This is a genomic window from Luteimonas sp. MC1828, assembly GCF_016461615.1.
Lineage (GTDB): Bacteria > Pseudomonadota > Gammaproteobacteria > Xanthomonadales > Xanthomonadaceae > Luteimonas.
Window position 1 is genome coordinate 287,311 of the sequence record NZ_JAEMNY010000001.1, and the last position, 12,471, is coordinate 299,781.

13 protein-coding genes are annotated in these 12,471 nt (G+C 69.4%); 7 read left to right on the forward strand and 6 right to left on the reverse strand.

All coding sequences use genetic code 11. The features are described from left to right. Positions 1 to 5: 5 nt before the first annotated feature. The gene (locus tag JHB91_RS01390) at positions 6 to 668 is read right to left on the reverse strand and encodes a hypothetical protein (protein ID WP_199470926.1); all 663 of its coding nucleotides are present in this window, start codon (positions 666 to 668) and stop codon (positions 6 to 8) included. A 280-nt stretch (positions 669 to 948) separates the two neighbouring features. On the opposite strand from JHB91_RS01390, the gene JHB91_RS01395 reads away from it, so the two are divergent. Then, entirely contained in the window at positions 949 to 1,509 is a 561-nt protein-coding gene (locus JHB91_RS01395) for a hypothetical protein (RefSeq protein ID WP_199470928.1), read from the forward strand. A gap of 111 nt (positions 1,510 to 1,620) precedes the next feature. Here JHB91_RS01395 and JHB91_RS01400 read toward each other — a convergent pair whose 3' ends face one another. The 3 genes from JHB91_RS01400 to JHB91_RS01410 form a co-directional block, all read right to left on the reverse strand. Beyond that, a complete protein-coding gene (locus JHB91_RS01400; protein ID WP_199470929.1) occupies positions 1,621 to 3,120 on the reverse strand; it encodes an FG-GAP-like repeat-containing protein in 1,500 nt (499 codons plus the stop codon). A gap of 19 nt (positions 3,121 to 3,139) precedes the next feature. Further along, a complete protein-coding gene (locus JHB91_RS01405) occupies positions 3,140 to 3,838 on the reverse strand; it encodes an SIMPL domain-containing protein (protein WP_199470931.1) in 699 nt (232 codons plus the stop codon). Positions 3,839 to 3,906: 68 nt separating this feature from the next. Further along, on the reverse strand, positions 3,907 to 4,695 hold the full coding sequence (locus tag JHB91_RS01410; RefSeq protein ID WP_199470933.1) for an SHOCT domain-containing protein: 789 nt from the start codon (positions 4,693 to 4,695) through the stop codon (positions 3,907 to 3,909). A gap of 163 nt (positions 4,696 to 4,858) precedes the next feature. Between JHB91_RS01410 and JHB91_RS01415 the strand changes: the two genes are divergently transcribed. The 3 genes from JHB91_RS01415 to JHB91_RS01425 all read left to right on the forward strand — a co-directional run bounded on the left by JHB91_RS01415 (position 4,859) and on the right by JHB91_RS01425 (position 7,566). Further along, positions 4,859 to 5,359, forward strand: a complete 501-nt coding sequence (locus JHB91_RS01415) for a GFA family protein (RefSeq protein WP_199470935.1) — start codon at positions 4,859 to 4,861, stop codon at positions 5,357 to 5,359. 72 nt (positions 5,360 to 5,431) lie between these two features. Beyond that, on the forward strand, positions 5,432 to 6,391 hold the full coding sequence (locus JHB91_RS01420) for a DUF4344 domain-containing metallopeptidase (protein ID WP_305067886.1): 960 nt from the start codon (positions 5,432 to 5,434) through the stop codon (positions 6,389 to 6,391). Positions 6,392 to 6,465: 74 nt separating this feature from the next. Continuing rightward, positions 6,466 to 7,566, forward strand: a complete 1,101-nt coding sequence (locus JHB91_RS01425; RefSeq protein ID WP_199470937.1) for an alkene reductase — start codon at positions 6,466 to 6,468, stop codon at positions 7,564 to 7,566. Between the two features lie 16 nt (positions 7,567 to 7,582). Here JHB91_RS01425 and JHB91_RS01430 read toward each other — a convergent pair whose 3' ends face one another. Then, positions 7,583 to 8,062 carry a VOC family protein gene (locus JHB91_RS01430; protein ID WP_199470939.1) on the reverse strand — a complete coding sequence of 160 codons (480 nt, stop codon included), beginning with the start codon at positions 8,060 to 8,062 and terminating at the stop codon, positions 7,583 to 7,585. Beyond that, positions 8,059 to 8,502 carry a VOC family protein gene (locus JHB91_RS01435; RefSeq protein ID WP_199470940.1) on the reverse strand — a complete coding sequence of 148 codons (444 nt, stop codon included), beginning with the start codon at positions 8,500 to 8,502 and terminating at the stop codon, positions 8,059 to 8,061. Before JHB91_RS01435 ends, JHB91_RS01430 begins: the two co-directional genes overlap by 4 nt. 203 nt (positions 8,503 to 8,705) lie before the next feature. On the opposite strand from JHB91_RS01435, the gene JHB91_RS01440 reads away from it, so the two are divergent. From JHB91_RS01440 to JHB91_RS01450, 3 genes are all read left to right on the forward strand, one after another. Further along, positions 8,706 to 9,524 (forward strand): alpha/beta hydrolase, encoded by an 819-nt coding sequence (locus JHB91_RS01440; RefSeq protein WP_199470942.1) that lies wholly within the window; start codon positions 8,706 to 8,708, stop codon positions 9,522 to 9,524. Positions 9,525 to 9,587: 63 nt separating this feature from the next. After that, entirely contained in the window at positions 9,588 to 10,187 is a 600-nt protein-coding gene (locus JHB91_RS01445) for a YdeI/OmpD-associated family protein (protein WP_199470944.1), read from the forward strand. Between the two features lie 81 nt (positions 10,188 to 10,268). Continuing rightward, entirely contained in the window at positions 10,269 to 12,317 is a 2,049-nt protein-coding gene (locus JHB91_RS01450; RefSeq protein WP_199470946.1) for a tetratricopeptide repeat protein, read from the forward strand. Positions 12,318 to 12,471: the final 154 nt, after the last annotated feature.

Genomic DNA, 12,471 nt, shown 5'->3' on the forward strand with positions numbered 1-12,471 from the left:
TTCACTCAATCAGGTCGCACCAGCTCCTGCACCGCAAGCGCCACATCCACCGCCCGCCGGTTCGTCATCGGCTGGCCTTCCTCGATCTCGTTGACCAGCATCGCGCCCATCTGGGCGAGGCCCACGGAGACGTTGCCGATGACCACCTGCGGTCCCACGGCCGACAGCTGCCCGCTGAAGTCGATGCGGCCGGACGGGAAGACCAGATGGCCGCCGAGTGCCTGGACGGCGGGATCGTCGACGGCCCAGCCGATGGAGCGCACCTCGGACTCGGACTGGGTGTCGAGGTCGGCGGTGACCATGACGCCGAAGCTGGCGGCCTGGATGGCCTCGAACGGGTTCTCCGACTGCGCGCGCGGCGACAGCCAGGTGCAGCTCACGCCGTGCTTGCGCTCGACGGCGCTGCCCCAGGGTCCGCTCTCGCCATCCAGCGTCCACCCTTCGAGGAATGCGCCCGCGGCCGCGGCGATGCGACTGCAGTCCGGCAGGTCGGCGGGCGCCGGCAGCGCGCTTTCCGGAGCCGGCCCGCTGACATTGCCGAGCGACGCCGCAGGAATGGCACCGCTGTCGGCGCCACACCCGACGAGCGCCAACGCGAACGGTGCGACAAGAAAAGGCAGGCGCGATGCGCGCTGCGACAGGCGAGGGTGGTGCACGGGCGCGTCCATGGCGTTCTTCTCCGATGCGCCCGGCAACGGTGCCTGGGCAAAATGACGACAGGGGAGTCTAGCCGGGCCCCGCCGTCCCTCCAGGCAACCCGCGTTCCACTTTGGCAATCGCGTCCGCCGCGCGCCCATGGCAGGCCGAAGGCAGTCCGCAGCAGCAGCCCCAGCACCAGCACCAGCAGCGGCAGGCCGTGCAGGGTTCACATGGCTGCGCGCGCGATGCGTTGCGCGCGTTATCCTCGCCCGACGCGGGCGGGGGCCCGCGCCAACCAGGGGATGTGCGATGCGTGGAATCTGGCAGGCGGCGCTGGCCGCGGCGGCGTTGCTGTGGGCGGGACAGGCCGGTGCGGTGCAGGGCACGTTCGTGCTCGCCGACGGCAGCTACTCGATCAACGTCGAGGAAGACGGCGGCAACCTGGTGGTGGTGGAGCCGAACAAGCGCTCGGTCTATACGCCCGACGGCAGCGGCGCCTACGTGTTCCACAACGCGAACACCGGGTCCAACTTCTACCTTCGCGTGCACGACGAATCGACCATCGAGGCGGGGCGCGTGGGGACCGACTCGCCGTGGATCCTGAAAAAGGTGGACGTGGCCGGCGCGATGGCGGCGCTGGAGACCAACGAGGAACACGTGGCGATCGCCGAGCGCTACGCGGCGCTGGCGGAGTCGGACCCGGACAACGCGCAGGCGTGGTCGATGTGCTCGGCCGTGGCGTTCAAGCGTGCGATGGACGACGGCCCGCAATTCGCCCAGTACGCGCAGCAGACCGCGCAGATGCTGCAGTTGATCATGACCAGCCCCGCGAATCCCTGCGACGACGCCATCCCCGCACGCTACTGGTAGGCCGGGACGCTGCTGGTGTGGCCTTCGGTGCGCGTGCAGCGGGCGGGACTGGCGGCGCTGGGGCTCTACACACTCGCACTGATGCTGTGACGTGCGGAAGCGTTCCCCGCCCTACGGACTGCCGGGGGCGGGGAGGCTGATCCGCTTGACCGCCACGTTGTTGGCCGGCCGCAGGTCGGCCGCGAACCGGTCGATGCGCGCCGTTCCGATGAGGAAGTTCCGCTGCGAGGTTGTGCGGATGCGGAAGGGAAACTCCACCAGGTGGTGCGCGCCCGCCGCGATCGAGGGCAGGCGGCAGGTGACCTCGAGCGCGCCGTCCTCTTCCGGCGGCCAGCACCCGTCCGGCACTGCCGTGGCGTGGACCGATCCGAGGCGCGCCTGGAGGTGGAACGTGACGTCGTACGAGCCGCTCGGGCCGGTGCCGAGGTTGTCGACCCGCACGGCGCCGGCGGCGGCGTCAAGCTCCAGGGCGATCGCCAGGTCGCTGCCTGCCACCGTGCTGCGGCCGGCCATGAAGGCCACCCCGCCGTAACTGCCCAGCAGCACCAGGTCCTGGATGCCGTCGCCATTGACGTCGCCCAGCGCGAAATCCCAGACCACGCCCACCTCGTGCAGCACCGGCGGCGCAAAGCCACCGTTGGGGCGCGCGAGCCGGGTCACCACCGCGCGATCAAGGGACTGGGTCAGCATCAGCAGGTCCTGGCGGCCGTCGCCGTCGAGGTCGTGGCCGCGCATGCTGGCGATGGTCCCACGCCCGCCACCCAGCGGCTCCCTGGAGCGATACCTGCCTTGGCGGTCCTGCGGATGGAGGACCATCGTGTGCCTTGGCCACCAATTGAGTGCGATGGCGATGTCGGCGCGGCCGTCCCCCGTGAAATCCGCGGCGGCGATGCTGGCGGTGTGTTGCGTCGTCAGCAGGGTGCGCGGGGTTGCGGAGAACCCGGTGCCGTCGTTGATGCGCGCTTGCACCACGCCCTGTGACTGGTAGACCAGGTCCAGCCGCCCGTCGCCGCCGACGTCGGCCAGCTGGAAGGTGGAGGGAGAGCTCGTGATCCCCAGCCAGGTCGCCTCGCCGAAGCGGGCGCCGCCGAGGCCGGGCAGGACGCCGATGGAGCCGTGGCCGTCGTCCCCGACCAGGTCCAGGTGACCGTCGCCATTGAAATCGGTGAACTCCATCCGGCCGAACGACTTGGTGGTGGGAAAGGATTCGCGGCTGAAGGCCCCGCCGTCGTTGCGGAGCACGGTCAGCATCCGGGTTTCGTAGTGGGACACCAGGATGTCCAGGTCACCGTCGGCGTCGAGGTCGGCCACCGCCATGTACCGGGCGTTCGCCTGGGTGCTCAACGGGTCGGGGTGGTATTCGATGGCCACGGGCGGGGCGAATCCGCTCGCGGCCTGGGCATACAGCACGACGCGGTTGCGGAAGTAGGAGGTGCCGGCGGCGAGCACCAGCACGTCGTCGAGGCCGTCCCCGGTGACATCGCCCACTGCCACCGACCATGCGCCCAGGGCGTCGGGCGCGATCGCGGCAATGGGTTCGAACCCATGTTCCGCGACGGCCGGCGCGCACGCGCAGGCAAGGACCATGGCGACCGCTATCAGCTTGTGCACTGCGCTTCTCCCCGTTGATTCACCGCGTGATCTCGAACACCGCCGACACGCGTTCGGTGAAGTCGATCGTCGGCTGCAGGTAGCGGCCGCTGTCGATGCGCGAGCCAGTCACCTGGATGCGGTCGAGGGTCGTGTTGCCGTAGCCGTCCGCCTGCATCGAGTTGAGGCTGTTGATGCTGTACACCGGTCCGAGGCCGCCGCCGAATGCCACGGCGAGACCTGCGGCCTTCTCGCGGGCGTGGGCGACCGCGCGTGCGCGCGCGTCCTCGCGCAGGCTGGCTTCCTTGCTGGACTTGAAGGTGACATCGGAGACATCGGTGAAGCCGGCGGCCAGTGCGGCGTCGAGCCAAGCGCTGAGCCTGTCGAGATCGTCGAGGCGCACCTTCACTTCGCGGCTGGCGACATGGCCACGCGACAGGGGGCGATCGTTGTCGTCGTAATCGATGTCCTCGCGCAGTGCGAGGTCGGACGCCGTCATGTCATCGGCTGCCACGTCGAAGCCCGGGGCCACCTTGAGCAACGCGTTGACCGCACGGTCCACCACCCGCTTGGCTTCGCCGGGATCGGCGGAGCGCTGGCGCACCACCATCGTGACGGTCGCCGAGTCCGGCGCCACGCTGACCAGGCCTTCGCCCTGCACGACGACATGCGGGGCATCAGGGAGCGGGGTGCCGGCCACTGCGGTGGCGGAGAGCAGGGAGAGGAGGACGGCGATCATCCATGGGTGCATGTCTGGACTCCGGGTGCAGTGGTTGCGGATCGGTCTGCCTTGCTCGGCGCGCTGGTTCAAAGCTCGGAAAGAATGCGTTGCTGCTGCGCCTGGTAGGCGCTCTCGTCGATAGCGCCACTTTCGCGCAGCTCTTTCAGCGCCGCCAGGCGGGCTTCGATCGTTTGACTGGGCGTCGCAGGTGCCGCGGGCGCCGGAACCGTCTCGGTCCTCTCTCCTGCGAGACCGGCCAGGACAACCGGCGAGGCAAGGAAGCGATCGAAGATGTCCTGGTAGAGCTCGGCATAACGCCGCTTGAAATGCTTCCACCCGCCCCTGGGCATGGGGTCGACGCCCTTGAAGTCCTGTGTCGCAAGCCAGTCGCCTTGCGCGTCATAGCTGTCGATGGTGACGTCGTGGGTGAACTCGGGGCTCGCGAATCCCTGGTCGTAGGACCACTCGCGCAGCGTGATGACCATGAGCAGCCCCGGTCCGTCGTGGCTCATGGCGCGACTGCGCTCCGCGGCTGCAGTGCCCTTCGGACTGGGCACAAGCGTGGCGGAGTACCCGGCTCGCTCGAATCCAAGGCGCAGCCGCTCGCCGATGTACATCGCCAGCGGCGTGCGGTCGGCGGTGTTGCGGCTGATCGGGATGCCATAGAGTTCGCGTGACATGCCCTCGTAGGATTCATCGCTGTCGCCGTCGAGCACATAGGGCCGACTGTCGATCAGCGTGATGCGGATATCCGTGCCGGGCGTGGATGCCGCAGGAACGCGCATGGCGTAGTCCTCCGCCACGATCTTGGCCGCGAAGGCCGGTGCGGCAACCAGGCATGCTGCGAGCAGCATGATTCGCAATGCAGTCTTCATGTTGGATATCCCCTGGATTCGTGGCCCCTTCCACATGCGAAGAGTAACCCGCTGCGGCGTCGACTTCAGGAGGGGGCGCCGTGTGGCGCCGGGCGCGTCGGCACTCACAGGATTGAAGCGCAATCTGCACTAGCGTCGATGCCCCCGCTTCCGGATGTCCGCCATGCACCTCGAAGGCTCCTGCCACTGCGGCAAGGTCCGCTTCCGCTGCCAGGCGTACGCGCCGGTGCCGTACCAGCACTGCTATTGCTCGATCTGCCGCAAGACCGCGGGTGGCAGTGGCAGTGCGGTGAACCTGGGTGCACGCGCCGACACGCTTGAGGTCGAAGGCCGCGAGCACGTGGCCATCTACCGGGCCCGGATCCGTGACGACGAGGGCCGCCACCGCCTCAGTTCCGGGCGCCGGCACTTCTGCAAGCACTGTGGCAGCGCGCTGTGGCTGTTCGATCCGGAGTGGCCGGAGCTGGTGCACCCGCATGCATCGGCCATCGACACGCCACTGCCGCGTGCCGTCGAGCGGGTGCACATGCTGCTGGATTCAAAGGCGAACTGGGTGGAGGTGCCCGACGGGCGTGGCGACGTGCACCTCGACGGGTATCCCGATGAATCGTTGGAGGACTGGCATCGGCGCCACGGCCAGTTGGACGAGAACGGCGCGGCTTGAGAGGCCGGTTGGTGCCGGTGTGCTCCTGCATACTTGCTGGAGGACCGCGGAGAGGGTGTTCTGGTCGTAATGATGAGAATGATCGTGCTGCTTGCGGCGTTGTCGGTTGCCGCCGGCTGTGCCGCCGTGCCCGGACCCGTGGCGGGTGCCCACGGTGCGCGCGAGACGGTGCAGCACCGGCTCTCCGGTCTCATGCCACGCACGGTGGTGCGCGCGAGGGAACCGTCAGCCGGCCACGCGCCGGCACCGGTCGTGCCGATGTTCGAGTACGCCTACACGCCACCGCACTCGCCCGGCCTGCAGCAGATCCATGTCCGCGTGCGCGACGCCGATCTGTTGCGCCGCCTGCCGGAAGTGCAGGCGATCGACGGCCTGTTCGTGCTGCCGCGGCGCCTGCGTTATGTCACCGCCGAGTGCGGCGAGTTCGGTGCCTTCTACCGGCCGGCCGAGGCCGAGGTGGTGCTGTGCTACGAGACCCTGCGCACGCTCTACGAGCGCGGCCGCGAGCAGCAGCGCATGGGCGGGCTGGGTGATGACCATCCGCTGCGTTACGTACGCGCCAACATCCGCTTCATCGTGCTGCACGAAACCGGGCACGCACTGGTGCAGCTGCTGGACCTGCCGGTCACCGGGCGCCAGGAGGATGCCGTGGACCAGCTGGCGGCGATCCTGATGCTGCGCTTCGCCGGCCTGGACGAAACCTCCGACCAGGTGATCGGCAACCTGCGCATGGCCGCGGACTGGCTGCTGTCGCGGAGTACAGGCGCCTACAACCTGGACGCGTATGCCGACGAGCACGCGCTGGGCGAACAGCGCTACTTCAACCTGCAGTGCCTGATCTACGGCACCGACCCGGCCGCGTTCGCCAACATGGTGGATGCCGGGGACCTGACCCCCGCACGCGCGAAGGTCTGCCCGCGCGAGACGCGGCTGGCCACCCGGGCCTGGCTGCGCCTGCTGTTGCCGCACCTGGCGCCGGGCTTCGAGCTGTACCTGGAGGAGGCGGCGCGCTACCTGGAGCGACAGGGGTGAGCCCTGGACGGTCGCGCGGTGGCGGCTTGCGCCCGGTGGGGGCATCCTGACCGGCCCACACCGAGTGCCCCCCGATGCATCCGAACCTGCTTTCACCCGTCCAGGCCGGCGCCGTGGCGCTGCCCAACCGCGTGCTGATGGCGCCGCTGACGCGCTCGCGCGCCGGCCAGCCCGGCGACGTGCCGACCGCCATGAACGCCGAGTACTACGCGCAGCGCGCTGGCGCCGGGCTCATCGTGTCCGAGGCGACGCAGGTCTCGCCGCAGGGCCAGGGCTATGCGCTCACGCCCGGCATCTACAGCGACGCGCAGGAAGCCGGCTGGAAGCTGGTGACCGATGCGGTGCACGCGCGCGGCGGCCGGATCGCGGCGCAGCTGTGGCACGTCGGGCGCATCTCGCATCCGCTGCTGCGGCCCGATGGCGCCGTACCGGTCGCGCCATCGGCGATCGTCGCCAAGGGCGCGACGTGTTTCGTGATCCAGGCCGACGGTACGCCCGCCAACCTGCCGTCGACCCTGCCGCGTGCGCTGGAGACCGGCGAGATTCCGGCGGTCATCGAGGAGTTCGTACAGGCGGCCCGGCGCGCCGACCGCGACGGTTTCGACATGGTCGAGATCCACGCGGCCAACGGCTACCTGCTGCAGCAGTTCCTGGCGACCAACAGCAACCGGCGTACCGACGGCTACGGCGGCTCGCTCGAGAACCGTGCCCGCATCGTGCTGGAGGTGGTGGATGCGGTGATCGCCGAGCTTGGCGCGGGGCGCGTGGGCGTGCGCATGTCGCCGCACTTCACCGGCCACGACATCGCCGACCTCGAGCCCGAGGAAAGCGCGCTGTACCTCGCGCGCGAGTTCACCCAGCGCGGCATCGCCTACCTGCACATCGCCGAGCCGGACTGGGCCGGTGGCCCGAAGCTGAGCGACTCGTTCCGCCGAGCTCTGCGCCAGGACTTCCCGGGCACGCTGGTGTTCTGCGGCGGCTACACGGCCGAAAGCGCCGAGGCGCTGATTGCGGGCGGCGTGGGGGATGCGGTGGCCTTTGGCCGCCTGTACATCGCAAACCCGGATCTTGTTGAGCGTTTCCGCACGGGTGCCGACCTCAACACGCCGGACCGGTCCACGTTCTACGGCGGTGATGCGCGTGGCTATACCGATTACCCGACGCTCGGCGCGTGAGCGGAACGCGCGGCGCTCAACCGCGGCGCGCCGCCTCGATCGCAGCCACGTCGATCTTGCGCATGGTCATCATGGCGTTGAAGACGCGCTTGGCGGCGGCGCGGTCGGTGCCGGTGTAGGCCTCGGTGAGGACGCGCGGAGTGATCTGCCAGGAGACGCCCCACTTGTCCTTGCACCAGCCGCATTCGCTTTCCTGGCCGCCGTTGCCGACGATCGCGTCCCAGTAGCGGTCGGTCTCGGCCTGGTCAGCAGTGGCCACCTGGAACGAGAACGCCTCGCTCTGCTTGAACGTGTCGCCGCCGTTGAGGCCGAGGCAGGGGATGCCCAGCACGCTGAACTCGACCGTCAGCACGTCGCCCTCCTTGCCCGACGGGTAGTCGCCCGGCGCGCGGTTGACTGCGGTGACGGCGCTGTCGGGGAAGGTCTTGGCGTAGAAGGTGGCGGCACCGAGTGCGTCGCTCTCGTACCAGAGGCAGATGGTGTTCCTGGCGATCATGGCTGTGGCTTCCAATCCGTCGCCGGGATGGTGTTGACCATCCACGGCACGCCGAAGCGGTCGACCAGCGCGCCATAGCCCGGAGACCAGAAGGTCTCGGCAAACGGCATGACCTGCTTGCCGCCTTCGGCCAGTTGTTCGAACCAGCGCCGCGCCTTGTCGATGTCATCGGTGTGCACGGTGACGTCGAAGCCGTTCTTGGGCTTGTCCACATTGGGCGCCCAGTCGACGTCCATGTCGGCGCCCATCAGCGCCTGGTCACCGACCTCGAGCCAGCAGTGCATCAGCCACGTCTTGTACTTCTCGTAGCTGATCGGCATGTCCGGCGGCGCATCGGCGTAGGGGAACGCGGCGGTGATCCTGCCGCCGAGCACCTTGGCGTAGAACTCGAACGCTTCGCGGCATTGCCCCTGGAAGCTCAGGCTGGTGACGATTTTCACGGGGTCTCCCTTGTGGTCGGCAGGGTGAATCGCCTTCGTACGCCGGCAGCCGTTAACGGGCCGCGAGAGCGTGCGCGAGGGCGCGCTGCGGGCGCTGCAGCACGCGCTGGGGCGCCATGCACGGGCCGGGACGGCGGGACCAGCGGCCGTACTTCGCGCGGCATCGCGTTGGCCCTTTGACCGCAACGCGAGGACGCCGCCGCATGAATCCCACCCGCCGCCTGTGCTCCCTGCTGCTGGCCAGCCTCTGCCTGCTGCCGACGATGGCGCTCTGCGCGCCGCAGCTGGCGCGCGTCAACGGCGTCGACATCGCCTGGACCGACGCCGGCAGCGGCGAGCCGCTGGTGCTGATCCACGGCTTTGGCGACTGCGCCAGCGTGTGGACCCCGTTTATTCCGGGCCTGTCGAAGCAGTACCGGGTAATTACGATGGAATTGCGCGGTCACGGCAGTTCGGGCGAATTCGAGGGGCCGTTCCTGTTCGAGGATTCCGCGGGCGATCTGTTGGGTCTGCTCGACCACCTGGGCCTGGAGCACGTCAAGGCGATGGGCATCAGCGCGGGCGGCATGACCCTGCTGCATGCGGCGGCCAGGCAGCCGGAGCGCATCGAGGCCATGGCGGTCATCGGCGCGGCGCACCACTTTCCGGAGCAGGCGCGCCAGATCATGCGCGGCACGCCGGGCAACCTCCCGCCGCCGGTGCGGGCGTTCTTCGACGCCTGCGCAACGCGTGGCCCGTCGCAGGTGGACGGGCTGCTGAAGCGGTTCCACGACTTCAAGGACAACGACGAGGACATCGGCATGTCAGCGCAGGAGCTCGCGCGGATCCAGGCGCGGACGCTGATCGTGCATGGCGATCGCGACGAGTTCTTTCCGGTGGACATCCCGGTGGAGCTGTACACCGCGATCCCCGACGCCCAGCTGTGGATCGTGCCCGGCGGCGACCACGTGCCGCTGTTCGACCACAACGCGCGTCCGTTCGAAGACGCGGCGCTCCGCTTCCTGGCCGACCCGGTGGAGTGAACCGCCGGGCCGCGCCAGCCCTGTCGCGCCGGCTAGCATTGCGCGACAGCCGAGGAGCACGCCATGCCCATGCCAGACCCGCGCATCGACGCCTACATCGCCCGCCAGGCCGACTTCGCGCGGCCGATCCTCAACGAACTGCGTGCGCGCGTCCACGCCGCCTGTGCCGACGTCGAGGAAGCCATCAAATGGGGCGCGCCGGCCTTCCTGTATCGCGGCAAGCTGATCGCGGGGATGGCCGGCTTCAAGCAGCACGCGGCCTTCAATCTCTGGCTCGGCAAGCAGGTGGTGGAGGCGAATGCCGCACTGGGGCAGGGGATGGGGCAATACGGCCGCCTCACGTCGCCCGCGGACCTGCCGGCGAAGCGCGAGACCACCCGCCACGTGCGCGCGGCGATGGCGCTGGTCGAAGCCGGCGGCGCCGCGCGCGCGGTGAGCGCACCCAAGCCGCCGCCCAGCCTGCCGGACGACCTTGCCGCGGCAATGGCGACCAACGCGGCTGCGCAACGCACCTGGGACGGGTTTCCGCCCGGCAAGCGGCGCGAATACGCGGAGTGGATCACCGAGGCCAAGCGTGACGAGACGCGCGCGCGCCGCGTTGCGCAGTCGGTCGAGTGGCTGGCGGAGGGCAAGTCCCGGCACTGGAAGTACGCCGGCTGCTGAGCAGGGACGCCTGTCTGGACAGGCGCGCGTTCCGCGGCCCGCATGCCCGTACACTCCGCCGACACCTCCGGGGGATAGGGCATGAGCGCAGCGGCGAAGTGGATGCTTGTCGTGCTGGCCGCGTTGGGCCTGTTGTCCGGAGGGTCGGCCGCGGTGGCGGGAGACGGCCATGGAGCCGGGGCCGCCGGAGTGGCCGATCCCGCCGTCTGGGGGATCTACGCCAGCCTTGCCGGCACGGAATGGAATGGCAGCGAGTCCGACGTGACGTGGCGCTGGGGGCCGGATGACACCCTCATCGAGGCCCGACCGTTCCAGATGAAGAGCGTGATCCGCCCCGGTGCCAACCGCGGCGACCTCGTGTCCACTTATGGCGGCGGCCTGCACACCTACGATGGCCGGATCGCTGCGGACGGCTCCGTGGTCTGGGTGCGCCGCGGACGCTTCCTGAAGCTGATATCGCGCGTGATGCTTGTCGACGGCATGTTCGTCGAGGAGATGGTCAAGCTCGATGACGCCGGCCAGGTCGTCAAGGTCAACAGTACCCAGCGCTTCGAACAGACCGGTGGCCCGCAGATCGCCGCGCGCGCAGCTCCCGTGCCAACGCCCGTCGCCCAGCCCGTCGCGGCAGTGGTCATTGCGGAAGCGCCCGCGCCGGCAACGACCGCGCCGCCCGCCGCCATGCCGGCTGCCGACGACCTCGACCGCAAGTGCGCGGCGAAGGACGCGGAATCGTGCTCGCGCATCGGCTACTACCACGTGCTTGGTGCGCACGGCCGCTCGGAGGATGCCGCCAGGGCCGTGCCCTACCTGCAGCAGGCATGCGAGATGGCTCCGCCCACGGGATGCTCCGGTCTTGCGGATGTCCTCCGGCGGGGAAAGGGCGTGCCGGTGGACGCGCCCCGCGCGCTGGCGCTGCACGTCAAGGCCTGTGAGCTTGGCGACGCCTCAGGCTGCTACGGGCAACTCGGCATGCAGTCGGACCAGCTGGCGCCGGTCGCCGACCCGGCGCGGAACGCGCGGCTGGTGGAGCAGGTGTGCCGCGCGGACCAGGGCTCCTGGATGTGCGTGGATGCCAGGAAGCTGGTGGCGAAGATCGCGCTGCCCCTCCCGGTTTACGAGGCCCGGCAATGCGACGCCGGTGAAGCGTACGTATGCCTGGCCATGGGCAATGCGCATGCCACTGGCCGCGACGGCGCGGTGGACCCGGCGTCGGCTGCCGTCGCCTACGGGAAGGCCTGTGATCTGGGACTTGCCATCGCCTGCAACGCCCTGGGCGAGTATGTCGCTCGCGGCTCGGGGGTCGCCCAGGATTTCGTGCGCGCAGTGCGGCTTTTCGAGCAAAGCTGCAATGAAAAGTCCGTCGACGGCTGTGCCAATCTCGGTGCGATGTACTTCAACGGCACGGGCGTTCCGCAGGATTACGGCCGTGCCGCGGCCCTGAACAACCAGGCGTGCGCGGGCGGCAACACCCGGGGCTGCGATTACATGGAGCGCGCCACCGTCGCGATCATGGGCACGCCCGAGCAACAACGTGCGGAGAACGCCGCGCAGGAACGCGAGAACAAGGCCCGGGGCGCCGAGGCCCTGCAACGCGCCGTCGCGGTCCACATGGGCGACCTCGCAAACCATTTCGAGCGCGAGGCGCGGACGCAGGCCGATGCCGACGCCATGCTCGATGGCATCCGCGCCAGGGCGAACGAGGCGGAGACGGTGCCATCGACGATGGATGCCCACCGCATCGCCGGCAGCCCTGGAGCCGACTCCGTGGAGTCTCGCGATGCCCCGGGTTCGCCAGCACCGCCTGTCCCTGTCCCCGGCGCCACGCCGGCGAGCAGCGCGTCCAGCTGCCCGTTCACGCCGCGCCGTCAGAGTGGCACGTCCGGGTTCCACGAGACCCGCGAAGCGGCCGAGGCACAGGCCAGGGACTACGTGCGCTGCGGGGAAGGGGGCGTCGCGACGTTGGACGCGCCGGTCTGCAGCCAGCACATGCAGTCCATTGTCACGATGACCGGCGGCAGGACGAGCACAGTCTCGACACCGCGGTGGAACTGCTCGGTCACGGCCACGTGCACGATCGGGACGCCCACCTGTGCGGATGACAACCGCGAGCGGGGGTCGTCGAGCCAGTAGCGGCGCGGAGTTCCGATCCCGCACGGTTGGCGGCACAAGGATCACCAGCGCTCACATCAATTTTGTTCTTGCCACGAAATTAAAGATCTGTTAAACGCCAAGCGAGCCGGTACGGGCAGGGGCGAACGGCGAAGTAGCGGTACCCAATCCATCC